The sequence below is a fragment of the Bacillus sp. I-2 genome, assembly GCF_001974945.1.
In the GTDB taxonomy this organism is placed as follows: domain Bacteria; phylum Bacillota; class Bacilli; order Bacillales; family Bacillaceae; genus Bacillus; species Bacillus safensis.
In genome coordinates, this window is the sequence record NZ_LZRW01000007.1 from 19,912 (window position 1) to 45,604 (window position 25,693).

A 25,693-nucleotide genomic window follows, 5' to 3' on the forward strand; every position below is an offset into this window, starting at 1 on the left:
GATTAAACATGTATTTGAATGGGAGAGATTGATATGACAAAAGTTGTTCAAACCAAACATGCACCAGCAGCCATTGGACCTTACTCTCAAGGAATTATTGTCAATAACATGTTTTACAGCTCAGGGCAAATTCCATTAACCCCAGCTGGAGATTTTGTCAATGGAGATATTAAAGAACAAACACATCAAGTATTCCGTAATCTTGAGGCTGTACTTGAAGCAGCAGGTGCTTCCTTTGAAACAGTCGTGAAAGCAACTGTTTTCATCAAAGATATGGAACAATTCGCTGAAGTGAATGAAGTGTACGGTGAGTATTTCCATACACATAAGCCAGCTCGTTCATGCGTGGAAGTGGCAAGACTTCCAAAGGATGCGCTTGTAGAAATAGAAGTAGTTGCATTAGTTAAATAAACAGGCACTCTCAATGAAAGCCGTTTGGTTTCATCATATGCAGGGAAAGACATCATCATGATGTCTTTTTTTATGCTGAGAATGTAAGCGTCGTCACGAATATGACAAATAATGTATAAATATCCCGATATTTCAAAAAAAGTTTAAAAAAAGAGCAGGAGAATCACCACGATCGTTGAATACCTAAGTAATGCTTTTATATTGGGAAAAGGTGGTGAACTACTGTGGAAGTTACTGACGTAAGATTACGCCGCGTGAATACCGATGGTCGCATGAGGGCGATTGCATCCATCACGCTGGACCACGAATTTGTTGTTCATGATATTCGTGTGATTGATGGAAACAATGGGTTGTTTGTTGCAATGCCTAGCAAACGCACGCCTGATGGAGAGTTTCGCGATATTGCACATCCAATTAATTCAAGCACTCGGGGTAAAATCCAAGATGCTGTATTAAATGAATATCATCGCTTAGGCGAAGAGGAAGAAACAATTGAATATGAAGAAGCTGGAGCTTCTTAATCATATGTGAACCTAAAAAGACGGCTTTAAGAGAAAATGAATGTTTTCTTTTAAATGCTGTCTTTTTTGCGTTTTTTCTCTTGTTTCTTAAGTCTTTCATCTGTTAGAAAATTATTGTACTTCCTTATGTATCCTTGAAATCAGTCTTTATTTAGGATATATTTTTCTATGGATAATAGGGATATTGGAGGCCAATCAATGGATAAGCGGTTCGCAGTGATTTTAGCAGCGGGAAAAGGAACGAGAATGAAGTCAAAGTTATATAAAGTACTTCATCCAGTTTGCGGAAAGCCAATGGTCGAGCATGTGGCAGATGAAGCGTTAAAGCTTTCTTTAGCCAAGCTAGTGACGATTGTCGGTCATGGTGCAGAGGACGTGAAAGAGCAGCTTGGAGACAGAAGTGAGTATGCACTTCAAGAAGAACAGCTGGGAACAGCCCATGCCGTCAAACAAGCAAATTCGTTCCTCGCGCAGGAAAAGGGAACAACCATTGTCATTTGTGGTGATACGCCATTATTGACAGCGGAAACAATGGAAGCCATGTTAAGCGAGCATCAAAAACATCAAGCGAAAGTTACTATTTTAACAGCACATGCGGATGATCCAACAGGCTATGGCCGTATTATTCGTGACGAAACAGGTGCTGTCGTGAAAATTGTGGAGCATAAAGATGCGAACGATGCAGAGCGTCAAGTGAATGAAATTAATACAGGGACTTATTGTTTTTCAAATGAAGATCTCTTCCGTGTGATTGAGCAAGTGTCGAATGAAAATGCACAGGGTGAATACTACTTGCCAGACGTTATTGAAATTTTAAAAAATGAAGGGCAAACAGTTGCAGCTTATCAAACACCGCATTTTGAAGAAACACTTGGAGTTAACGATCGTATCGCTCTATCACAAGCAGAGCAATTCATGAAGCGACGTATTAATCATCAGCATATGAAGAATGGTGTGACCTTGATTGATCCTGAGAACACGTATATTTCGCCAGATGCTGTCATCGGTGAAGATACAGTTATTTATCCTGGGACGGTCATCAAAGGGAATGTAAAAATCGGTGCAGACGCCACTATTGGGCCAAACACTGAAATTGTTGACAGCATCATCGGAGATCGAACAGTTATTAAGCAATCTGTCGTCTGCGATAGTGAGGTTGGAGTTGATGTGACAATTGGACCGTTTGCTCATATTCGCCCGTTGTCGAAAATTGGCGATGAAGTAAAAATTGGGAATTTTGTCGAAATCAAGAAAACAGTTTTCGGAGACCGCAGCAAAGCATCTCATCTAAGCTACATTGGAGACGCAGAGGTCGGAACTGATGTAAATCTTGGCTGTGGTTCCATTACAGTCAACTATGATGGGAAAAACAAATTCTTAACGAAGATTGAAGACGGCGCATTTATCGGCTGTAATTCAAATCTCGTTGCACCAGTCACTGTCGGAAAAGGGGCATATGTTGCAGCCGGTTCAACGGTTACAGAAGATGTACCGCAGGATGCATTGTCTATTGCTAGAGCAAGACAAGTCAATAAAGAAGATTATGTGAAAAATATTCATAAAAAATAATCCAAATACCCGGAGGTTTACCATGTCTAATCGTTATGCTGATGCGAATTTAAAGATATTCTCTTTGAATTCAAACCCTGAACTTGCCAAAGAAATTGCCGATCGTATCGGAGTTGATGTAGGAAAGAGCTCTGTTAAACGCTTTAGTGACGGTGAAGTCCAAATCAATATTGAAGAAAGTATCCGCGGCTGTGATTGTTATGTCATTCAATCAACAAGTGCGCCAGTCAATGAGCATATCATGGAACTGCTCATTATGGTGGATGCGCTAAAACGCGCTTCTGCGAAAACTGTCAATATTGTGATCCCTTATTACGGATATGCACGTCAAGATCGTAAGGCAAAACCTCGTGAGCCAATCACTGCGAAGCTTTTTGCAAACTTGCTTGAAACAGCAGGTGCTACACGTGTGATTGCACTTGATCTTCATGCGCCGCAAATCCAAGGTTTCTTCGATATTCCAATCGATAATTTAATGGCTGTGCCAATCTTAACAAACTATTTCGAACAGAAGAACTTGAATGATATCGTTGTTGTGTCTCCTGACCACGGTGGTGTGACACGTGCGCGTAAAATGGCAGACCGCCTGAAAGCGCCAATCGCAATTATCGACAAACGCCGTCCAAAGCCAAACGTTGCTGAAGTCATGAACATTATTGGTAACATTGAAGGCAAAACGGCGATTCTAATCGATGATATCATTGATACAGCTGGTACTATTACACTTGCTGCTAATGCGCTAGTCGAAAATGGAGCAGCTGAAGTATATGCTTGCTGTACGCACCCAGTCTTGTCTGGACCAGCAGTAGAACGTATCACAAACTCTAAAATTAAAGAATTAGTTGTGACAAACAGTATTCAATTAACTGATGACAAGAAAGTTGGAAAATTCATTCCGCTTTCGGTTGGGCCTTTGCTTGCAGAAGCCATCATCCGTGTACATGAAGAAGAATCTGTGAGCTACCTTTTCAGCTAATTTTCTGATTAAAAAAGGCCCTAGGCATCAAGCTTGGGGTCTTTTTGCTATCATCATTCACGGCAAATAGGTTTAAAATGATTCGGTTATGGGTAATTATGAGAGTAGTGACAAAAAAGAAATAGGATGGTGCTGAATATGGCAACTTTAAAAGCAAATAAAAGAACTGATTTCAAACGTTCCACACTGCAAAAAATCCGTCATTCAGGACACGTTCCTGGTGTCATATACGGAAAAAATACAGATAGCCTGGCTGTTTCATTAGACAGCATCGATTTATTAAAAACCTTACGTGATGAAGGGAAGAATACAATTATCACCTTAGACGTGGGTGGTGAAACGAAATCTGTGATGGTGACAGAATTACAAACAGATCCGCTGAAAAACGAACTTGTCCATGCTGATTTCCAAGTCGTTGACTTACAGCGTGAAATTGAGGCGGATGTACCAATACAGCTGATTGGCGAGTCTAAAGGGGTAAAAGATGGCGGTGTGCTTCAGCAGCCACTATTTGAACTATCTGTTACAGCGAAACCAAAAGATATCCCGCAGAATATTGAAGCTGATATTACAAACTTAGAAGTCAATGATGTCTTAACAGTTGCTGATCTGTCTGTTCAGTCATCTTATCAAATCAATAACGATCCAGAAGAAGTCGTTGCCTCCATTCTGCCGCCTCAGCAATCAAAGGTTCCTGAGCCAGATAGCGAAGAGGAGCCGCAAGAGCCTGAGGCCATTAAAGAAAAGGATGACGATGGAGAATAACTGGTCATTTAAAGACGTAACCCTCCCGCGGTTGCGTCTTTTGTGCTAGAATGAAAAGAATTCATACGTTTTTACATGAGGCAATCTGATTGGCTCATTTTTTAGGCGTGTGCTGTGTGACAAAGGAGGTTATTGGTTTCATGATTGCATTTGTTGGATTAGGCAATCCAGGAAAAGAATATGAAAAAACAAGACATAATGTCGGGTTTATGACAATAGATGAATTATCGAAAAAATGGGACATTCCTTTAAATCAATCAAAATTCCATGGACAATTTGGAACCGGGTTTGTTTCGGGGCAAAAGGTTCTACTTGTAAAGCCGCTTACATATATGAACTTATCAGGAGAATGCGTGCGTCCGCTGATGGACTATTACGATATTCCCCTTGAACATTTGAAAGTGATCTATGATGATCTTGATTTGCCAACTGGCCGGATTCGCTTACGTACAAAAGGAAGTGCAGGCGGGCATAATGGAATCAAATCATTGATTCAGCATTTAGGTTCACCTGAATTTGACCGATTCCGTATCGGCATTGGACGTCCTCAAAACGGCATGAAGGTCGTTGATTACGTACTAGGACGTTTCTCAGAAGAAGAACAGCCTGACATTGCATCAGCCATTCAATCGTCTGTCGAGGCTTGTGAAGCAGCTTTAAAAAAGCCATTTTTAGAAGTGATGAATGATTTTAACAAGAAGGTATAAGAATGATAAGCGAAGCACATACTGATCATAAAATCTCAGCATGGGAGGATCACGTATGGCTTTGCATTATTACTGCCGCCACTGTGGTGTAAAGGTTGGCAGTCTAGATGAATCTGCTGTCCAAAGTGAAGCACTTGGATTTCATCACTTAACAAATGAGGAAAGAAACGATATGATTTCTTATAGGGAAAATGGTGATTTACATGTACAAACCATTTGTGAGGATTGCCAAGAGGCGCTCGAAAGAAATCCTGATTACCATCAGTATCATACTTTTATTCAATAAAAAAGCTTTGGTGTAGATATTAGACCAAAGCGTTTTTCTGTTTTAAACAAACAGGGAGGAGGAGCCAAATGAAAAACATACAATCATTTATCAAACAAAGTGATGATTTTCAGTCCATTTTTAATGGGCTAAAGGAAGGGTTAAAAGAACAGCTGCTTGCCGGACTATCAGGCTCCGTCAGATCTTTATTTACAGCCGCGATATCAGACGAACTGAAGCGGCCAATGTTTATTGTGACTCACAATTTATATCAGGCGCAGAAGGTAACAGATGATCTAGCAAGTGTGATGCCGGATCGCTCGGTTCTTCTTTATCCTGTCAATGAACTCATCGCTTCAGAAATTGCAGTGGCCAGTCCTGAGCTGAGAGCACAGCGTTTGGATGTCCTGAATCGACTTGCGAATGGAGAAAACCCCATTATCGTCACTCCCGCAGCTGCGGTGCGCAGGATGCTTCCGCCAGTTGAGCTCTGGAAGGAGAGTCAGATCCATTTAAAGATCGGTGAAGAAATTGATTTGGAGGCGTTTTCAAAACAACTCGTACAAATTGGTTATGACCGGACGTCGATGGTTGCAGCGCCCGGGGATTTTAGTGTGCGCGGAGGAATTATCGACATCTATGCGTTAACGGAAGATCATCCAATCCGTATTGAACTGTTTGATACAGAAGTAGACTCGATTCGAACGTTTCATTCGGATACACAGCGTTCATTAGAAACCCTTCAAGAAATCAAAATAGGTCCTGCAAAAGAGTTAATTGTGAGAGGTCCTGAACGAGTGAGAGCTATTGAACAGCTTGATCAAGGGCTGGCGAAGAGCTTAAAGAAATTCAACTCAGATCAGCAAAAAGAACTGCTTCATCAAAATATTTCTGCTGATCGCGAGAAGCTGCTAGAAGGCATCGTGACACAGGAAATGACGAAGTACCTGTCCTATTTCTATGAAAAGCCTGCTAGTTTGCTAGATTATACATCGCAGGATACGATTATTATTTTAGATGAAATCAGCAGAATTCAGGAGATGGAAGAACAGCTTGAACAGGAAGAAGCCGATTGGACAATTAGTCTGCTTGAAGAAGGCAATATTCTTCATGATTTATCTCTATCTTTCCCGTTCCAAGAACTGATCAATCAGCAATCGAGATCCATTCTGTACTACTCTTTGTTCCTGAGACATGTCCAGCAGACAAATCCGCAAAATATCGTCAATGTATCTAGTAAGCAAATGCAGAATTTCCACGGACAGATGAATGTGCTGGCGAGTGAAATTGAACGCTATAAAAAACAGCAATACACGGTTGTCTTCTTAGGTGCTGATGAAGAGCGGACAGAAAAGCTGTCGTCTGTTCTGCATGATTATGACATTGAAGCCGCTCTTGCTAAACCGGACGCTGAGCTTGTGAGCGGACAGGTGTATATTTTACAAGGTGAGCTGCAAACAGGCTTTGAACTGCCGTTATCAAAAATTGCTGTAATCACAGAAGGTGAACTCTTCAAGAAACGTGTGAAAAAACAGGCGCGTAAGCAAAAGCTGACCAATGCAGAGCGGATCAAGAGCTATTCAGAGCTTCAAGTCGGCGATTATGTGGTGCACATTAACCACGGGATCGGTAAATATTTAGGAATTGAAACGCTTGAAATCGGCGGCATTCATAAAGATTATTTAAATATTCATTATCAAGGAAGCGACAAGCTTTATGTACCGGTTGAACAAATTGATCAGGTGCAGAAATATGTAGGATCTGAAGGTAAAGAACCAAAGCTGTACAAACTTGGCGGCAGTGATTGGAAACGTGTGAAGAAAAAAGTTGAAACATCTGTACAGGACATCGCAGATGATCTGATTAAACTGTACGCAGAACGCGAGGCAAGCAAAGGATATGCTTTCTCGCCTGATCATGAGATGCAGCGCCAGTTTGAATCTGCGTTCCCTTACCAGGAAACAGATGATCAAATCCGTTCGATTCACGAAATTAAACAGGATATGGAGCGGGAACGTCCAATGGACCGTCTGCTTTGTGGAGATGTGGGTTACGGAAAAACGGAGGTGGCTATTCGTGCGGCCTTCAAAGCGATTGCTGACGGGAAGCAGGTAGCCTTGCTTGTTCCGACAACCATCTTAGCGCAGCAGCATTTTGACACAATCATGGACCGATTCCAAGACTACCCTGTCAAAATAGCGCAGCTGAGCCGTTTCCGTACAAGAAAAGAAACAACTGAAACGTTAAAAGGGCTGAAAAACGGAACGATCGATATGGTTATTGGCACACACCGCCTACTTTCAAAAGACATCGTCTACAAGGATTTAGGACTGTTGATCATTGATGAGGAACAGCGTTTTGGTGTGACGCATAAAGAGAAAATTAAGCAGATGAAAGCCAATATCGACGTACTGACATTAACGGCTACGCCAATTCCGCGTACGCTTCATATGTCCATGCTTGGCGTGCGGGATTTATCAGTGATTGAAACACCGCCTGAAAACCGTTTCCCTGTTCAAACCTATGTGGTTGAGTACAATGGCGCTCTAGTCAGAGAAGCGATAGAGCGAGAATTAGCACGCGGCGGTCAAGTGTACTTCCTTTACAACCGTGTTGAGGATATTGAACGAAAAGCAGACGAAATCTCCATGCTAGTCCCAGACGCAAAAGTCAGTTATGCGCACGGGAAAATGAGTGAGAACGAGCTTGAATCAGTGATGATCAATTTCCTTGAAGGTGAATCAGATGTATTGGTCAGTACCACCATCATTGAAACGGGAGTCGATATTCCAAATGTGAACACGCTCATCGTCCACGATGCCGATAAAATGGGGCTCTCTCAGCTGTACCAGCTAAGAGGACGAGTCGGGCGTTCGAACCGTGTCGCTTATGCTTATTTTACGTATCGAAAAGATAAAGTTCTTTCTGAAGTTGCGGAGAAAAGACTTCAAGCCATTAAAGAATTCACAGAGCTCGGATCTGGGTTTAAAATTGCGATGCGTGATTTAACAATTCGAGGAGCAGGGAACTTACTTGGTGCTCAGCAGCATGGCTTCATTGATTCGGTTGGATTCGATCTCTATTCTCAAATGCTGAAAGAAGCCATTGAGGAAAGAAGAGGCGATACAACGGCCCAAGATAAATTCGAGCCAGAAATTGATCTGCAAATTGATGCTTACATCCCAGACACTTATATTTCGGATGGCAAGCAAAAGATTGAAATGTATAAACAGTTTAGAGCAATTGGATCGATTGAAGAGAGAAAAGAGCTTCAGGATGAAATGATCGACCGATTTGGTGAATATCCGCAAGAAGTGGCTGACTTGTTTACGATTGCGACAATGAAGGTTTACGCTGTCCAGGAACGTGTCGAGCTGATTAAGATGGAGAAAGGCATTGTCAGAATGACCCTTGATGAGAAAGCCAGCAGTGAAATCGACGGTCAAAAATTATTTGAGCTCGGCAGTAAATATGGACGTGAAATCGGATTAGGAATGGAAGGCAGCAAGCTGATTATTTCTGTCCAAACGAAAGGCAAGAAGACTGAGGAATGGCTTGAGGTTGTTCTTAACATGCTTCGAGGCCTTCAAGATGTGAAAAAAGAAACCATTCCATCTTCATAAAATTTTGTTTGTCTCTCGTGTATATTACGTTTGATGTGACGGATACTAAACTCAGGGTCAAGTGGTGAATGTTGCATAAAGTGGACGCTTTTGTTCCATTCACCCAACACATCATCAAACGAAAGAGAGGCAGCAGTGAATGAAAGCAACTGGAATTGTACGCCGCATCGATGATTTAGGTAGAGTGGTTATTCCGAAGGAGATTCGCAGAACATTGCGCATCCGGGAAGGAGATCCGCTTGAGATTTTCGTCGACCGCGATGGAGAAGTAATTTTGAAGAAGTATTCGCCGATTAGTGAGCTAGGAGACTTTGCGAAGGAATATGCTGATGCATTATTCGACAGTCTGGGTCATTCCATCCTGATCTGTGATCGAGATACGTATATTGCTGTATCCGGCAGTTCGAAAAAAGAGTACTTGAACAAATCCATCAGTGATTTACTTGAACGAACAATGGATCAGCGTAATTCTGTGTTAGAAGAAAATAAAAAAGAAATTCAACTTGTCGATGGTATTGATGATGACGTATCTGCTTATACCATTGCACCTATTGTTGCGAACGGAGATCCAATTGGCGCCGTCGTCTTATTTTCTAAAGAGCGTTCAATGGGAGAAGTGGAGCATAAAGCGGCAGAAACGGCAGCTGGCTTCTTAGCCCGTCAAATGGAACATTAGGTCTAATAACTCTATATCATCTTGATAAAATGAAAGAATGCCGATGAAATCATTTGATTTTGTCGGTTTTTTATATGGGATGAAACAAAACGAGACATGTGCCGTCTACTCCTTAGAAAGAAACGCCTTTTCATTCACGTATGATATAATGAGTGCGTTTAACTGTAGATCTATTTTAAAGGAGTCATCCATGAAAAATGCTGTGAATCAGCCGCACTGGCTTTTCCAGGGTGCGGTGATTTTGACCATCGCAGGCCTGTTATCAAAGATATTAAGTGCCATTTACCGTGTCCCGTTTCAAAACATCGTAGGGGACACAGGGTTTTATATTTATCAGCAGGTATATCCTTTCCTTGGCATTGCCATCATGCTTGGTACAACAGGATTTCCTGTCATGGTGTCCAAGCTTTTGAGTGAGCATGGGGAAGAGAATCGACGGATCATTACAAGGGTATCCTTGGTCTATATCACTTTACTGAGCCTAGTCTTATTTCTTTGTCTTTACATAGGAGCAGGCACAATTGCAAGCCTTATGGCAGACAGTCAATTAATTCTGCTCATCCAGATGAGTGCTTTTGTGTTTCTATTTCTGCCGCTCACCGTGATGCTGAGGGGAATTTTTCAGAGTGACGGTCTGATGCTTCCAACGGCTGTTTCTCAGTTGGTTGAGCAGCTCATCAGGGTAGGTGTCCTGCTTGTTTTATCCTTCTATTTCGTGAGGCACGGCTATTCGCTTTATGAAACAGGGGCGGGTGCGGTGTTCTCTTCTATCGCAGGAAGTGCGGCCTCGCTCATTTTGCTTCTTTTCCTTTGGCTGACCTATCGAAAGCAGTCTGCTGCAAGTATGTCAGGCAAACAGGCGACACTTCGAAAAAAAGATGTTATGAAGAGTTTGGTGCTGTATACATTGACGATTTGTGTCAGTGGTTTGCTCATATTATGGATGCAAATGATTGATGCTTTTCATCTGTATGCGTTGCTGCGTAGCGAGGGTCTCAGTGAAGCGGCGGCAAAGGCGGCGAAAGGTGTATATGACCGAGGCCAGCCATTCTTACAGCTCGGAACGGTGTTTGCTATCAGCATCGGAACCTCACTTGTGCCATTTTTATCGGCAGCCATGAGGAATGGAGAGCATGAAACGATACGGCAAAAAGTTCGGTCATCGGTTAAGACCACGTCGGTATTAGGGATAGGGTCAGCGGTTGGACTGATTTGTATTTTAGCACCAGTCAATACAATGCTTTTTCGTAATGACTTAGGCACCGATGCCTTGCAAATATTCTGTATATCGATCGCCTTTACGTCGATTGCCATTACGCAGGCGGCTTTACTGCAAGGGCTCGGGCATACTGTGTACCCTGCTGTTGTGGTGGTCCTCAGCGTGCTGGTGAAATGGATTCTAACGATTGCGCTTGTACCGTTATTTGGCATCCACGGTGCCGCGTGGTCAACTGTATGTGGTTTTCTCACAGCAGCCGTGCTCAATGCCGTTTATTTAAAGCATAAAGGATGGATTTCATTGAGAGAGCTGTTCCCGGTGAAAATTCTTTTATCAGCCGCCTTCATGGCTGTTGTCTTAATAGGATATCAGGCTCTGTTTTCATGGGTCATCCCCTTTGAAAAACGTCCGTTTTCCGTTTTAGAGAGCCTGACATCAGTTTTTATTGGTGGTTTCGCCTTTTTATATAGTATTCTTAAGCTAGAAGTATTTACGGACGAGGAATGGAGACTCATTCCATTAGGAAAAAAGATTTTATATTTTAAACAGATGAGAGGGAATCAAAATGGCAGGTAAGATTACCGTCGTCGGTCTCGGGGCAGGCGACATGGATCAGCTGACGCTCGGTGTATATAAGCAGCTGAAGCAGGCGAAAGAAGTATTTATGAGAACGCAGGATCATCCGCTTACCGCAGAGTTAATGCAGGAGGTCCCATCTCTCACCTTTTTTGATGAAATTTATGAAAAGCATGATCAGTTTGATCAGGTGTATCAGGAAATTACCGAAATATTATTTGCAGAGGCAGCGGAAAAAGACATTGTGTACGCTGTACCTGGTCATCCATTTGTGGCAGAAAAGACCGTACAGCTGCTCGTCGCCGGGCAGAAAGAGCGCGGGATTGAGGTGTCTGTCGCTGGTGGACAAAGCTTTCTAGATGCGACATTCAACTCCTTGCAGATTGACCCCATCGAGGGATTACAATTCGTTGATGCAGGGGATATGAGAGCGGATGATCTGAAATTAACCCAGCACGTTCTGATTTGTCAGGTATATGATCAGATGACAGCTTCGAATGTGAAACTCACGCTGATGGAAAAGCTCCCTGACGATTATGAAGTTTATATTGTGACTGCAGCTGGAAGCAGTCAGGAACAGATTACTGCCGTTCCTTTATTTGAACTTGATCGAGATGTGTCGATAAATAACTTAACGAGTGTTTATGTTCCTCCGATTCAAGATGAACAGCTGCTTTATCAACAATTTGACACCTTCCGTGACGTCATACGTACATTAAGAGGTCCGGGCGGCTGTCCATGGGATCAAAAACAAACAAATGAATCACTCAAACCATATTTAATTGAAGAATGCTATGAACTGCTTGAAGCGATAGATGAAGATGACCCAGATCATATGGTGGAAGAGCTCGGCGATGTGCTGCTACAGGTGCTGCTTCACGCTCAAATTGGCGAAGATGACGGTTATTTCTCAATCGATGACGTCATTCAGCATGTCACAGAAAAAATGATTCGGCGCCACCCCCATGTGTTTGGTGACACGAATGTTTCTGAGGCAGCAGATGTGGTGGCCAACTGGGAAAAAATCAAACAGCAGGAGAAGCCAGAGCGGGCCGGTTCTATTTTGCAATCGATTCCGGCGACACTTCCAGCACTAACAAAGGCATATAAGCTCCAAAAGAAAGCTGCCAAAGTAGGCTTTGATTGGACAGATGTTCAAGACATTTGGAACAAATACGAAGAAGAAAAGCAGGAATTTCTCGTTGAAGTGGCAGAGAAGACGGACGAAGGTGCAACGAAGCAGATGAAAGATGAATTTGGAGATCTTTTGTTTGTTCTCGTCAATATTGGCAGGTTCTATCACCTAGAGCCTGAAACGGCACTCGCTTCTGCCAACACAAAATTCATACGGCGCTTTCAGCATATCGAACAAAAAGCAAAGGACATGGGCCGTTCATTAGATGACTTAACGCTAGAGGAAATGGACGATCTATGGAACGATGCGAAACGCATAGAAAGAGGTGAACACACATGAGACTAGATAAATTTTTAAAAGTGTCCCGTTTAATTAAAAGAAGAACATTGGCAAAAGAAGTAGCTGATCAAGGCAGGATATCTATTAACGGAACACAGGCGAAAGCAAGCTCTGACGTGAAAGAAGGAGATGAGCTGCAAATCCGCTTTGGTCAAAAACTAGTGACTGTTCAAGTCAACGAGTTAAAGGACACGACGAAAAAAGAAGAAGCGGCTGGCATGTATACTGTGCTAAAAGAAGAAAAAACAGCAGAATAGGGCTTGTTCTAAATGACCCTCTTATCACATACAATGCAGTAACATGCAAGTATGAGATATGGGGGATGTATAGATGAATCAATATTATAATCAACCTCAAGGCACGAAGCTGTCATCAGACGCGGAGCACAATGTCACAATGCGAAACAGAAAGCATTTAGATATTACTGGTGTCAAACAAGTGGAAAGCTTTGATAGTGAGGAATTTCTGCTGGAGACGGTCATGGGGATTCTCGCCATCCGCGGAGAAAATCTGCAAATGAAAAACCTAGACGTCGAAAAGGGCGTTGTGTCGATCAAAGGGCGTGTTTTTGATTTAATCTATGTTGATGAGCAGCACGGGGAGAAAGCTAAAGGATTTTTTAGCAAGCTGTTTAAATGACGCTGACAGTCCAGTTTTATACGATGCTTTCCATGGCGGCGATGGGCATCTGGCTGGGCGCATCGCTTGATACGTACAAGCTGTTTGTGAACCGGGAAAAAACAGCAAAATGGCTTTTGGTTATCCACGATCTCCTTTTTTGGATGGTACAGGGTCTCTTATTCTTTTACGTCCTGCTGCTGACAAATGAGGGAGAATTCAGGCTTTATATTTTTCTAGCTGTTGCTCTAGGTTTCTCGATGTATCAGGCATTGATGAAACATTTGTATCTCAAGATTCTCAAGTTTATCATGATGTGTGTATATCAGACTGTTCTCTTCCTAAAAAGGCTGGTCATGTCGGTTGTCTTCCAGCCGATCCGCTGGATGATCACATTGATTATAAGTGCTATTCTGTTCTTGCTCCACTCGCTCTTACGTCTTGTTCGTTTTACGTTTCGGCTCGTGTGGAAGGTGCTGTCGATTGTTTGTTATCCGCTCATCTGGTTACTCAATGTGACCATTATTCATCGGATTCCCGAAAAATGGCGAACATCAATGAGATTGTTTTTCTCAAAAGGAGCAGGAATTTTACAAGGGGCCAAGAAATTATCTGGTACCATCAAAACGAAATGGAAACAATTCTGGACAAAGTAAGAGAGGAGGCCTTCAATTTTGAACAAGAGAAAAAGAAATATCGCACAAATTCAAAATGATTACCAAAAACAAATGGAACAGCAAGCGCAGCGCTTAAAACGCAAACGTCGCGGACTCCTTAGAAGGCTTACCGTGTTTGGTGTAATCGTGCTCATGTTTGCTGTCTTGGTGACAAGTGCCCTCTGGTCGCAATCGTCTTCACTAAAGGAAAAAGAAGAGAAGAAGGTTGCGCTCGAAAAAGAGTTGAAGCAATTACAAACAAAGCAGGAAGATATTTCTGATGAAATTAAGAAGCTGAAAAGCAAGGAATACGTACTCGAACTGGCACGACGGGACTATTATATGTCCAAAAAAGGCGAAAAAATCTTTGATGTGGGCAATAAGAGCGATTAGCCTTGTTGACACTTAAAATTCAGTTTATGTATAATTGAACAAATGAGATTTTTTTATAAGTCTAAGGAGGAGCACTTTTTTTATGTCGATTGAAGTTGGCAGCAAGTTACAAGGGAAAGTTACGGGCATTACAAATTTTGGAGCTTTTGTGGAGTTGCCAGGCGGTTCAACTGGTCTCGTTCATATCAGTGAGGTAGCCGATAACTATGTAAAAGATATTAATGAGCATTTAAAAGTCGGTGAACAAGTTGAAGTGAAAGTGATTAACGTTGAAAAAGACGGTAAAATCGGCTTGTCCATTAAAAAAGCAAAAGATCGTCCTCAACAACAATCAAGACCAAGCAGAAATGATTTCCGTCCGAAGGAATCGTTTGAACAAAAAATGAACAAATTCTTAAAAGATAGCGAAGATCGCTTAACATCTTTAAAACGTAACACGGAATCAAAACGTGGGGGGCGCGGAGCAAGAAGAGGTTAACTTGTTGCTGCTTTCTATATATTTTCACAACAAAGCATCTGCTGTTCAGCAGGTGCTTTTTTTCATGATCCATCCGACATTTTTTGAGATTTCGTCATTTAATTTAAAACTTTCTATTGACGGACAAGCGAATCCTTTGTATTATAGTTCTTGTGCTTCTTAGCGCATTTTCATTATGGCGGTGTAGCTCAGCTGGCTAGAGCGTACGGTTCATACCCGTGAGGTCGGGGGTTCGATCCCCTCCGCCGCTATCCTTTTAACTAGAACATAAAGCAAGGCCCGTTGGTCAAGCGGTTAAGACACCGCCCTTTCACGGCGGTAACACGGGTTCGAATCCCGTACGGGTCATCTTCGAAACAGCTTTCTATAGGAAAGCTGTTTTTTTGTGCCTTCGTAAAATTGTGATGAAAGACATCGACTTTCATGAAAGTATGCCTCTTTGACGAATAAAGCGTCGAACGTTTTATGGAAACGACAACTTCTTTTGACAAAATTTCTTTTTCACCTTCGCTATAATGACAAGCAACGAATATCAGGTGGGGGATGAGAAGATGGAAAAACTAGAAAGAAGAACTGATTTAACAGGAGCGGGGTTTGAAAGAATCAGTGCGGGATTAAAAAAGATGAAAAACCTGTTTCTTCATCACACGCATTCTCTTTTTTTCTATAAAGGGTTTATTTATGTTGTTCTAGGCTTTTTATTAGGACGAGCCTTTATATTATCTGAAATTATGCCGTTTGCTCTGCCTTTCTTTGGCTCCATGCTGCTTATTAAAAGAGATAAGGCGATGCTTGCTTGTCTAGCATTACTCGCTGGGGCGATGACAATATCACCTCAAAATGCATTGTTTGTGTTTGCGTCGCTGCTCATGTTTCTCCTTATGTCAAAGGTGGTTTCTTTCATCATCAAAGACCCAGTGAAAACATTACCGGTTGTCATTGTTCTCTCAATGCTGATCACCCGAGGAGCGTTTGTTTACCTAGAGCAAGGTGCTGTGCAAAGTTATGATTACGTCATGGCGGGTGTCGAAGCAGGACTTGCCTTCATTTTGACTCTGATTTTTCTTCAAAGCCTGCCGATTTTTACAGTCAGGAAAATTAAACACTCTTTAAAGGTCGAAGAAATTATTTGTTTTATGATTTTAATTGCCTCAGTTTTAACTGGTCTTGCTGGGATCACATTTCAAGGAATGCAGGCAGAGCATATTTTGTCACGTTATGTAGTGCTGACATTTGCCTTTATTGGCGGAGCCAGTATTGGTTGTACGGTCGGTGTTGTGACAGGATTAATTCTCGGTCTTGCTAACATCGGAAACCTTTATCAGATGAGTCTTCTTGCCTTTTCAGGCTTATTAGGCGGATTGCTGAAAGAAGGGAAGAAAGCAGGGGCAGCCATCGGCTTAATTGTGGGTTCCTTACTCATTTCACTGTACGGGGAAGGGTCAGCAGGTCTCATGACCACACTGTATGAATCACTTATAGCGGTTGCGCTCTTTTTGCTCACGCCGCAATCAGTTACTTCCAAGGTAGCGAAATACATTCCTGGTACGGTAGAGCATGTACAAGAGCAGCAGCAATATGCTCGGAAGGTACGAGACGTGACAGCAAAAAAGGTAGATCAGTTCTCTCATGTATTTCATGCGCTGTCTGAGAGTTTTGCGACATTTTACGAATCCGTTCCTGAAGAGAAGAAGCAGGAAGAGGATGTAGATCTTTTTTTAAGTACGATCACAGAACGATCCTGTCAAACGTGCTATAAGAAAAATAAATGCTGGGTGCAGAACTTTGATACAACCTATGAACTAATGAAACAAGTTATGCATGAATCTGATGAAAAAACGTATGAGCATAACCGAAAATTGAAAAAGAAATTTAGTCAGCACTGCTCAAAATCAAAACATGTTGAGGAATTGATCGAAGAGGAGATCGCTTACTATAAAGCCAACCAGACACTGAAGAAAAAAGTCCAAGACAGCAGGCGTCTTGTCGCTGAACAGCTGATGGGGGTCTCGCAAGTAATGGAGGATTTTTCCCGGGAAATAAAACGAGAAAGAGAGCAGCATTTTATTCAGGAAGAGCAGATGATAGAAGCGCTTCAGCACTTTGGTATTGAAATTCAGCAAGTAGAAATCTATAGCTTGGAGCAGGGAAATGTGGATATTGAAATGAGAATACCATATTGCCAAGGGCATGGGGAATGTGAAAAAATCATTGCTCCAATGCTTTCGGATATTTTAGAAGAACAGATTTTAGTCAAAGCAGAACAGTGTGCAGAGCATCCAACAGGCTATTGCCACGTTGTATTTGGCTCTGCTAAATCATACCGAGTGGCTACAGGCGTGGCACATGCAGCAAAAGGCGGAGGACTGGTATCTGGAGACAGCTACAGCATGATGGAGCTTGGAGCAGGCAAGTATGCCGCAGCTATTAGTGATGGAATGGGCAACGGAGCACGTGCTCATTTTGAAAGCAATGAAACGATTAAGCTGTTAGAAAAAATATTGGCGTCAGGTATCAATGAAAAAGTGGCGATTAAAACCATTAATAGTATTTTATCTTTACGAACGACGGACGAGATCTATTCCACATTGGATTTATCGATCATTGATTTACAGGATGCGAGCTGTAAGTTCCTCAAGATTGGTTCAACACCCAGCTTTATTAAACGGGGTGATCAGGTGATGAAGGTACAAGCAAGCAACTTGCCAATCGGTATTATTGATGAATTCGAAGTCGAGGTTGTGAGTGAACAGATGAAGGCAGGAGACCTATTGATTATGATGAGTGACGGTATTTTTGAGGGGCCAAAGCATATTGAAAATCATGATCTGTGGGTGAAACGGAAAATGAAAAGCTTTAAAACAGAAGATCCCCAAGAAATTGCTGATTTATTAATGGAAGAGGTTATTCGAACAAGAGCAGGCCAAATTGACGACGATATGACAGTTGTTGTCATCAGGCTCGACCACAACACACCAAAATGGGCTTCCATTCCGACCGGTACATTCTATCTTGAGAAACAAGAGATTTCTTAATATATCGTATAATATGAATTTCTTCTGGCGATGATGGGGATATAAGCATTCAGTTACAATCCCAGGAGGAATGAAGATGCGAAAAGGTCACGTCAACCAAATCTTATTGATTACAGATGGCTGCTCAAATCACGGGGAAGATCCGCTTGCGATTGCCTCATTGGCAAAGGAACAAGGGATTACAGTCAATGTCATTGGCATTATGGAAGAAAACAGACACGATCATGAAGCGATGAAGGAAGTGGAGGGGATTGCTCTCGCAGGCGGAGGCATCCATCAAGTTGTCTATGTCCAGCAGTTATCTCAAACAGTACAAATGGTCACAAAAAAAGCGATGACACAAACGCTACAAGGTGTTGTGAATAAAGAATTGCAGCAAATTCTCGGCAAAGATGCTGAAATTGAAGAACTTCCACCTGATAAGCGCGGGGAAGTAATGGAGGTTGTCGATGAGTTAGGAGAGACGGTTCACCTTCAAGTACTCGTGCTTGTTGATACAAGTGCAAGTATGAAACCGAAGCTGCCAACCGTCAAAGAAGCACTTATCGACCTTTCTATCAGTTTAAATTCAAGAATTGGAGAAAATCAGTTTGGGATGTGTGTATTTCCCGGGAAAAACTCAGATGCTGAAATTGTGTTGAATTGGACGCCTCGATTCGATTCATTATCATCTATTTTCCCAAAACTGACCACTGGAGGCATCACCCCAACGGGACCAGCGCTTCGGGAAGCACTTCAGCATTTCAAATCAGTTCGTTCACGCAAAGGGCTGCTTGAAGCAAAGGAAGAGCATGATGATGAATTCGGATTCTAACATCCCGTTAGGCACGGTGATTCAAGGGAAATGGCACCACCATCATTACCGTATTGTAAAAGAGCTTGGAAAAGGGGCGAACGGTGTTGTCTATCTGGCCGAATCGCCACATGGGCAAGCGGCCCTTAAAGTGAGTGATGACAGTATGCTCATTGCATCTGAAGTCAATGTATTAAAATCCTTTTCAAAGGCTCCTGTGAAAACCATGGGGCCTTCTTTTTATGATATGGATGATGCGATTTATCCAGGTATGCCTCAAAAACGCTCCTTTTATGTGATGGAATATGTCAGAGGTCCATTATTGCTTGAATTTGTGAAACATAAGGGTGATGAGTGGATCGTTGTTTTGATGATTCAGCTTTTATCCAGTCTGGCTCATTTACATCAGGAAGGATGGATTTTTGGTGACTTAAAGCCGGATAATCTCATTGTTTCTGGTCCCCCGGCAACGATTCGGTGCATTGATGTGGGAGGAACGACGAAAGCAGGCAGGGCAATTAAGGAGTATACCGAGTTTTTTGATCGAGGCTATTGGGGGTTTGGCACAAGAAAAGCTGAACCATCGTATGATTTATTTGCCCTGACCATGGTGATGGTCAACTGTGCGTATAAGAAAGAATTCAAAAAAGGAGCAGAACCAGAAAAGCAGCTTTATCGAGCCATTGAAGGACATCCTTTATTAAAGCGATATGAAAGGGTGTTAAAGGCTGCTCTACAAGGTAAATATCAATCAGCAGCAGACATGAAAAGCGCGATGCTGAAAGAAGGACAGCTGATTGCAACAAGAAAAACGCGCCAAAAGAAGCAGCAGCAAAAAAACGCGCCAAAACCCGCTATTAATCAAAATCAACAAGTGGCTACACGATCGCGGGCTGCAGCAGCAAAAAGAACGTCAGCACGCAAAAAATCAGGCGGTCTTTTTGAAACCATTCTTATCGTGTGCAGTGTACTCGCTCTTTACTGTGCATATGTGGTTTTGTTCCTGTTGTAGAGCTGTAAAAAAGCAGGCTTCTTCTTTGCTTGGAGCTACTGAAAGTGATAGGATATGTATATCTTTAAATTACCTGCTCTTTGTGAGGAGGAAGTTGTGAATAGAATTGAATCTTTTTTGAAAAAGCATGATGTTTACCTTGAAAATACGACAGTCATTGTCGGGGTTTCCGGCGGACCGGATTCCATGCTCTTACTGCATGAACTTAACAAGCGCCGCAAAGGTTCCTATCAGCTGATTGCAGCCCATGTAGATCACATGTTCAGAGGAGAAGAGTCCTTTGCTGATTTGGCATTTGTTGAGGCTTACTGTAAGGAGCACGAGATCCCTTTTGAATCGTCCCGCATACAGGTCACCCAATATGCAAAAGAAAACCGCTTAAACAAACAGGCAGCTGCAAGGGAGTGCAGATATGCTTTCTTTCGTCAATTGATGGAGCAATACAACGCTCAATTTATAGCGCTTGCACATCATGGAGACGACCAAGTAGAAACAATGTTGATGAGACTTGCGAGAGGGACTGTTGGTATAGGACTCGCGGGTATCCAAGCAAAACGTCCTTTTCAAAATGGGTGGCTGATTCGACCGCTCATTGGATACTCTAAGGACGACGTACTAAAAGCTTGTGAAAAAGAACATGTCCCCTATGTCATTGATCAAAGCAATCATACGGATGACTACTTGAGAAACCGGGTAAGAAGACACATTCTTCCCGTGTTAAAAGAAGAGGCACCTCATGTACATGAAAGCTTTCAGTTTGTAAGTGACATGCTGACTGAGGATGAGCAATACTTGCAGGCTTTAACAAAGGAACAAATGAACCAAGTGATAACGAGTCAATCGCCTAAGCAAATTGAGATCAAAACGAAGCCTTTGCTTGACCTGCCTTTGCCTTTACAAAGAAGAGGCATTCAACTAATATTAAACTATCTTTATGAAAACACTCAATCAGCGTTTTCAAACCAGCATATTCTAGGGACTTTAGACTGGTTATCTCATACCGATCAACCGTCTGGATCATTAGATTTGCCAAAAGGTTTACAAGCTGTCAAGTCTTATGATCACTGTATGTTTACCTTTGAACGATCGCATGTATTAGACCAGTCTTATGCTCTTCACTTAAAGGTTGAGCTCGGAGAAGAGCTTTTTCTCCCAAATGGACAGTCTATCGCCGTATCAAATCATGTTCCGAAGGATGCACGGAACGGAAACCATTTTTTCTTGCTTCAAAAAGATCATGTTCGTCTCCCTTTGATCATTCGCTCACGAAAAAATGGTGATCGAATCAAACTTAAAGGGATGAATGGATCAAAAAAGGTGAAGGATATATTTATTGATAAAAAAGTGCCTCTTGCAGAAAGAGACAGCTGGCCGATCGTCACTGACTCGGATCATCAAATCATCTGGATCCCAGGTCTGAAAAAATCCGTTTTTGAAGAAATTGATATGACAAACAGCGATCTCATTGTATTACAATATAGACAGCACGAAAATTTGTAGGGGGCAAGCAAAAGCATGAAACAAGATATTGAAAAGATTTTGATCTCAGAAGAAGAGATCCAGCAAAAAGTGAAGGAACTGGGTGCAACATTAACCAGTGATTATGATGGTAAATTTCCCCTGGCTATTGGTGTTTTGAAAGGGGCTCTTCCATTCATGGCAGACCTGATCAAACACATTGATACATATTTAGAACTTGATTTTATGGATGTATCTAGCTACGGAAAGTCTACCGTATCTTCTGGAGAAGTAAAGATCATTAAGGATCTAGATACTTCTGTTGAAGGAAGAGATATTTTGATTATGGAAGATATCATCGACAGTGGGTTAACTTTGAGCTATCTGGTAGAGCTTTTCCGATACCGTAAAGCAAATTCCATTAAAATTGTGACATTGCTTGATAAACCAAGCGGCCGCAAAGCAGACATCAAAGCAGATTATGTTGGATTTGAAGTGCCAGATGCATTTGTTGTCGGCTATGGATTGGATTTTGCTGAACGTTACCGAAACCTCCCGTATATTGGAGTGTTAAAACCATCTGTTTACGAAGGCTAATCAGCATACGTATACATGAGGTTATTGGTTGTGTTGGAATGATTTTCTATGATACTATTGAACATAGTTGTGCTTACTGTGGGAGGAGGTAAGGAATGAATCGGGTTTTTCGTAATACGATTTTTTATATACTTATTTTATTACTTGTGATAGGGGTCGTCAGTTGGTTAGGATCCCCAAATCAAAAGCCTGAGAACATGTCTTACAGCAAATTTTCGCAAAATCTAAGTGCGGGAAAAGTGGAGAGTATCTCCATTCAGCCTGTAAGAGGGGTTTATGAAATTCGTGGTCAATTAGATGGCGCGAAGAAAGATCAATACTTCATTACCCATGTTCCAGATGGTCAAGGTGTTGACCAAATTTACAGTGCACTGAAGAATACAGATGTAAAAGTAGAACCAGCACCTGAAACAAATGGATGGCTGCAAGTTCTGACAACCATCATTCCGTTTATCATCATCTTTATCCTGTTCTTCTTCTTATTGAACCAAGCTCAGGGCGGCGGAAGCCGAGTCATGAACTTTGGTAAGAGTAAGGCGAAGCTTTACACAGAAGAGAAGAAACGTGTGAAATTTAAAGATGTTGCCGGTGCAGATGAAGAAAAGCAAGAGCTTGTAGAAGTGGTTGAATTCCTGAAGGACCCACGTAAATTTGCGGAGCTTGGCGCAAGAATCCCTAAAGGGGTTTTACTAGTAGGACCTCCAGGTACAGGTAAAACATTGCTTGCGAGAGCATCTGCAGGAGAAGCAGGCGTTCCTTTCTTCAGCATCAGTGGTTCTGACTTCGTCGAGATGTTCGTCGGTGTCGGTGCATCACGTGTACGTGATTTATTCGAAAATGCGAAAAAGAATGCACCTTGCTTAATCTTTATTGATGAGATTGATGCAGTGGGTCGTCAGCGTGGAGCCGGTCTTGGCGGTGGTCATGACGAGCGTGAACAAACGCTTAACCAGCTTCTTGTTGAAATGGATGGTTTTAGTGCCAACGAAGGTATTATTATCATTGCTGCGACAAACCGTGCAGATATTCTAGACCCTGCATTGCTGCGTCCGGGACGTTTTGACCGTCAAATTACGGTTGACCGCCCAGATGTTATTGGCCGTGAAGAAGTACTGAAAGTTCATGCGAAAAACAAACCGCTTGACGAGTCAGTTAACTTAAAAGCCATTGCAAGCAGAACACCAGGGTTCTCTGGAGCAGATCTTGAGAACTTACTAAACGAAGCAGCACTTGTTGCTGCCCGTCATAACAAAAAGAAAATCGATATGCGTGATATTGACGAAGCGACTGACCGTGTCATCGCTGGGCCGGCGAAGAAAAGCCGTGTCATTTCGAAGAAAGAACGTAATATTGTGGCTTACCATGAAGCAGGTCATACCGTCATTGGTCTTATCCTAGACGAAGCGGACATGGTGCATAAAGTAACGATCGTTCCTCGTGGTCAGGCAGGCGGATATGCGGTCATGCTTCCAAGAGAAGACCGTTATTTCCAAACGAAGCCAGAGCTTCTTGATAAGATTGTCGGCTTGCTCGGCGGTCGTGTTGCAGAGGAAATTACGTTTGGTGAAGTAAGTACAGGCGCTCACAACGACTTCCAGCGTGCAACAGGCATTGCAAGAAGAATGGTCACAGAGTTCGGTATGTCTGATAAACTTGGTCCGCTTCAATTCGGTCAATCACAAGGAGGTCAAGTCTTCCTTGGCCGTGATTTTAACAATGAGCCGAATTACAGTGAAGCGATCGCTTACGAAATTGACCAAGAAGTTCAGCGTTTCATTAAGGAGAGCTACGAACGTGCGAAACAAATTCTCACTGAGAATAAAGATAAGTTAGAAATCATCGCACAAGCCCTTCTAGAAGTTGAAACATTAGATGCTGAACAAATTAAATCTCTTTACGAAACTGGAAAGCTTCCAGAGCGTGTATATGCAGATGACGAAGAGAAAAACGATGATGTGAAAGTAAACATCAAGAAAAAAGAAGATGAGGAGATCTAATCTCCTTCTGTGAAAGCTGCCGGGATCACCGGCAGCTTTTTTTATTTCGATTCATGAATGGATCGGTTTCGAATTGTTTACAAATGGAACTCAATTCGTGTATGGTATGATAGAAAGTCGAAAAATGCTCTTTTTGAGAAACTATTCAAAGTGGTGATGAAGTTGTTACTCGTGATAGATGTAGGAAACACAAATACCGTTTTAGGTGTTTATCATAATGGCGATCTAAACTACCATTGGCGAATTGAAACAAGCCGTCATAAAACAGAAGATGAATTTGGTATGTCCATCAGGGCTTTATTCGATTATGTCGGGCTGATGTTTGACCAAATAGAAGGGATTATCATCTCGTCTGTTGTCCCGCCAATGATGTTCGCACTTGAAAGAATGTGCGAAAAGTATTTTCACATAACACCCCAAATTGTAGGGCCTGGAATGAAGACTGGATTAAACATTATGTGTGACAATCCAAAGGAAGTCGGGGCAGATCGAATTGTCAATGCAGTAGCAGCAATTCACCTATATGGGGCACCTCTTATTGTGGTAGACTTTGGAACAGCAACAACCTACTGTTATATCAATGAACAAAAACAATACATGGGTGGAGCGATTGCACCGGGTATTACCATCTCAACTGAGGCTTTATATACAAGAGCGGCGAAGCTGCCGAGAATTGAAATTGTCCGTCCAGATCACATTGTTGGAAAAAACACCATCAGTGCGATGCAATCCGGCATCCTTTATGGATATGTTGGCCAAGTCGAGGGAATAGTGAAACGGATGAAGCAGCAAGCCAAACAAACACCGAAAGTCATTGCAACAGGCGGTTTGTCTACATTGATTGGAAATGAATCAGACTGTATTGATATTGTCGATCCGTTCCTCACATTAAAAGGACTGCAGCTCATTTATGAACGTAATCGTGTCGGTGTATTATAGGAGGTTTAAATCAAATGGATTACTTAGTTAAAGCGTTAGCATATGATGGAAAAGTCCGCGCATATGCTGCAAACACAACAGATACAATCAACGAAGCACAAAGAAGACATCATACGTGGCCGACTGCATCAGCAGCCATCGGCAGAACGATGACAGCAACAGTCATGATGGGTGCTATGCTGAAAGGTGAGAATAAGCTAACTGTCAAAATAGAAGGCGGTGGACCAATCGGCGCCATTATCGCTGATGGAAATGCAAAAGGCCAGGTGCGAGGATATGTCTCAAACCCACAAGTTCACTTTGACTTAAATGAACATGGCAAGCTGGATGTTAGACGTGCAGTCGGAACATCTGGAACGTTAAGTGTTGTCAAAGATATCGGGCTGAAGGACCACTTTACAGGACAAACAGAAATTGTCTCAGGTGAAATTGGAGATGACTTCACTTATTATCTTGTTTCTTCTGAGCAAGTGCCTTCTTCTGTAGGCGTAGGCGTCCTTGTCAATCCAGATAATTCGATTCTCGCAGCAGGCGGTTTCATCATTCAATTGCTGCCTGGTACAGAAGATGCTGTCATTGAAAGACTAGAAAAGCGCCTGTCAACCATTGAACCCATCTCTAAACTCATTGAAAAAGGGATGACACCAGAACAAATATTAGAAGAAGTACTCGGTGAAAAGCCTCAAATTTTAGAAACTGTACCTGTCGAATTTTCTTGTAACTGCTCAAAAGAACGGTTTGCAAATGGCATTATCAGCCTAGGGAAAGCCGAAATTGATGATATGATTGAACAAGACGGACAAGCAGAAGCTCAATGCCATTTTTGTAACGAAACGTATGTATTTACAAAAGAAGAGCTAGAAGAGCTACGTGAAGAATTAACCCGCTAAGCTCTAAGCAGCGGGTTTTCTTTTTAGAATGGAAAGGAGACGAAA

23 protein-coding genes, 2 tRNA genes and 1 pseudogene are annotated in these 25,693 nt (G+C 42.2%); all 26 read left to right on the forward strand.

Annotated features, from left to right (window positions below; translation table 11 throughout):
* Window positions 1-33 precede the first annotated feature (33 nt).
* On the forward strand, window positions 34-411 hold the full coding sequence (ridA, locus tag BAE31_RS02920; protein WP_024425639.1) for a 2-iminobutanoate/2-iminopropanoate deaminase: 378 nt from the start codon (window positions 34-36) through the stop codon (window positions 409-411).
* Window positions 412-635: 224 nt separating this feature from the next.
* Window positions 636-932: a septation regulator SpoVG gene (gene spoVG, locus BAE31_RS02925; protein ID WP_008357439.1), complete on the forward strand. Its 297-nt coding sequence runs from the start codon at window positions 636-638 to the stop codon at window positions 930-932.
* 198 nt (window positions 933-1,130) lie between these two features.
* Window positions 1,131-2,501 (forward strand): bifunctional UDP-N-acetylglucosamine diphosphorylase/glucosamine-1-phosphate N-acetyltransferase GlmU, encoded by a 1,371-nt coding sequence (gene glmU, locus BAE31_RS02930; RefSeq protein ID WP_041105717.1) that lies wholly within the window; start codon window positions 1,131-1,133, stop codon window positions 2,499-2,501.
* Window positions 2,502-2,523: 22 nt separating this feature from the next.
* The gene (locus BAE31_RS02935) at window positions 2,524-3,477 is read left to right on the forward strand and encodes a ribose-phosphate diphosphokinase (protein WP_024425641.1); all 954 of its coding nucleotides are present in this window, start codon (window positions 2,524-2,526) and stop codon (window positions 3,475-3,477) included.
* Window positions 3,478-3,615: 138 nt separating this feature from the next.
* Entirely contained in the window at window positions 3,616-4,242 is a 627-nt protein-coding gene (locus BAE31_RS02940; protein WP_041105718.1) for a 50S ribosomal protein L25/general stress protein Ctc, read from the forward strand.
* A gap of 140 nt (window positions 4,243-4,382) precedes the next feature.
* On the forward strand, window positions 4,383-4,949 hold the full coding sequence (gene pth, locus BAE31_RS02945) for an aminoacyl-tRNA hydrolase (protein ID WP_024425643.1): 567 nt from the start codon (window positions 4,383-4,385) through the stop codon (window positions 4,947-4,949).
* A 55-nt stretch (window positions 4,950-5,004) separates the two neighbouring features.
* A complete protein-coding gene (gene fin, locus BAE31_RS02950; RefSeq protein ID WP_003217967.1) occupies window positions 5,005-5,235 on the forward strand; it encodes an anti-sigma-F factor Fin in 231 nt (76 codons plus the stop codon).
* Between the two features lie 68 nt (window positions 5,236-5,303).
* Window positions 5,304-8,837 carry a transcription-repair coupling factor gene (mfd, locus tag BAE31_RS02955; protein ID WP_041105720.1) on the forward strand — a complete coding sequence of 1,178 codons (3,534 nt, stop codon included), beginning with the start codon at window positions 5,304-5,306 and terminating at the stop codon, window positions 8,835-8,837.
* A 139-nt stretch (window positions 8,838-8,976) separates the two neighbouring features.
* Window positions 8,977-9,513, forward strand: a complete 537-nt coding sequence (gene spoVT / locus BAE31_RS02960) for a stage V sporulation protein T (RefSeq protein ID WP_024427194.1) — start codon at window positions 8,977-8,979, stop codon at window positions 9,511-9,513.
* A 190-nt stretch (window positions 9,514-9,703) separates the two neighbouring features.
* Window positions 9,704-11,308 carry a putative polysaccharide biosynthesis protein gene (locus tag BAE31_RS02965; RefSeq protein WP_041105722.1) on the forward strand — a complete coding sequence of 535 codons (1,605 nt, stop codon included), beginning with the start codon at window positions 9,704-9,706 and terminating at the stop codon, window positions 11,306-11,308.
* A complete protein-coding gene (yabN, locus tag BAE31_RS02970) occupies window positions 11,298-12,782 on the forward strand; it encodes a bifunctional methyltransferase/pyrophosphohydrolase YabN (RefSeq protein WP_041105725.1) in 1,485 nt (494 codons plus the stop codon). Before BAE31_RS02965 ends, yabN begins: the two co-directional genes overlap by 11 nt.
* Window positions 12,779-13,039 (forward strand): RNA-binding S4 domain-containing protein, encoded by a 261-nt coding sequence (locus BAE31_RS02975; RefSeq protein ID WP_008341839.1) that lies wholly within the window; start codon window positions 12,779-12,781, stop codon window positions 13,037-13,039. The genes yabN and BAE31_RS02975 overlap by 4 nt, the downstream gene beginning before the upstream one ends.
* Before the next feature lie 73 nt (window positions 13,040-13,112).
* Window positions 13,113-13,421, forward strand: a complete 309-nt coding sequence (gene yabP / locus BAE31_RS02980) for a sporulation protein YabP (RefSeq protein WP_024425646.1) — start codon at window positions 13,113-13,115, stop codon at window positions 13,419-13,421.
* Window positions 13,418-14,056, forward strand: a complete 639-nt coding sequence (gene yabQ, locus BAE31_RS02985) for a spore cortex biosynthesis protein YabQ (protein ID WP_041105727.1) — start codon at window positions 13,418-13,420, stop codon at window positions 14,054-14,056. The genes yabP and yabQ overlap by 4 nt, the downstream gene beginning before the upstream one ends.
* Before the next feature lie 18 nt (window positions 14,057-14,074).
* A complete protein-coding gene (locus BAE31_RS02990) occupies window positions 14,075-14,449 on the forward strand; it encodes an FtsB family cell division protein (protein WP_003217952.1) in 375 nt (124 codons plus the stop codon).
* An 82-nt stretch (window positions 14,450-14,531) separates the two neighbouring features.
* Window positions 14,532-14,927, forward strand: a complete 396-nt coding sequence (locus BAE31_RS02995) for a S1 domain-containing RNA-binding protein (protein WP_008357409.1) — start codon at window positions 14,532-14,534, stop codon at window positions 14,925-14,927.
* Window positions 14,928-15,104: 177 nt separating this feature from the next.
* Window positions 15,105-15,178, forward strand: a tRNA-Met gene (locus tag BAE31_RS03000).
* Between the two features lie 25 nt (window positions 15,179-15,203).
* Window positions 15,204-15,275 (forward strand) — tRNA-Glu (locus BAE31_RS03005).
* Between the two features lie 203 nt (window positions 15,276-15,478).
* On the forward strand, window positions 15,479-17,962 hold the full coding sequence (gene spoIIE / locus BAE31_RS03010) for a stage II sporulation protein E (RefSeq protein ID WP_041105729.1): 2,484 nt from the start codon (window positions 15,479-15,481) through the stop codon (window positions 17,960-17,962).
* Between the two features lie 76 nt (window positions 17,963-18,038).
* A complete protein-coding gene (locus tag BAE31_RS03015) occupies window positions 18,039-18,776 on the forward strand; it encodes a vWA domain-containing protein (RefSeq protein WP_034284249.1) in 738 nt (245 codons plus the stop codon).
* Window positions 18,760-19,767: a protein kinase domain-containing protein gene (locus BAE31_RS03020; RefSeq protein WP_041105745.1), complete on the forward strand. Its 1,008-nt coding sequence runs from the start codon at window positions 18,760-18,762 to the stop codon at window positions 19,765-19,767. Before BAE31_RS03015 ends, BAE31_RS03020 begins: the two co-directional genes overlap by 17 nt.
* Before the next feature lie 96 nt (window positions 19,768-19,863).
* Window positions 19,864-21,286 (forward strand): annotated as a pseudogene (gene tilS / locus BAE31_RS03025) (tRNA lysidine(34) synthetase TilS).
* Window positions 21,283-21,822: a hypoxanthine phosphoribosyltransferase gene (gene hpt / locus BAE31_RS03030; RefSeq protein ID WP_008357399.1), complete on the forward strand. Its 540-nt coding sequence runs from the start codon at window positions 21,283-21,285 to the stop codon at window positions 21,820-21,822. The pseudogene tilS and the gene hpt overlap by 4 nt, the downstream one beginning before the upstream one ends.
* A gap of 95 nt (window positions 21,823-21,917) precedes the next feature.
* Complete coding sequence (ftsH, locus tag BAE31_RS03035; RefSeq protein ID WP_024427186.1) at window positions 21,918-23,819, forward strand: ATP-dependent zinc metalloprotease FtsH; 1,902 nt, start codon at window positions 21,918-21,920, stop codon at window positions 23,817-23,819.
* Between the two features lie 162 nt (window positions 23,820-23,981).
* Window positions 23,982-24,758 carry a type III pantothenate kinase gene (locus BAE31_RS03040; protein WP_024427185.1) on the forward strand — a complete coding sequence of 259 codons (777 nt, stop codon included), beginning with the start codon at window positions 23,982-23,984 and terminating at the stop codon, window positions 24,756-24,758.
* A 14-nt stretch (window positions 24,759-24,772) separates the two neighbouring features.
* Window positions 24,773-25,648 (forward strand): Hsp33 family molecular chaperone HslO, encoded by an 876-nt coding sequence (hslO, locus tag BAE31_RS03045; RefSeq protein WP_041105733.1) that lies wholly within the window; start codon window positions 24,773-24,775, stop codon window positions 25,646-25,648.
* Window positions 25,649-25,693: the final 45 nt, after the last annotated feature.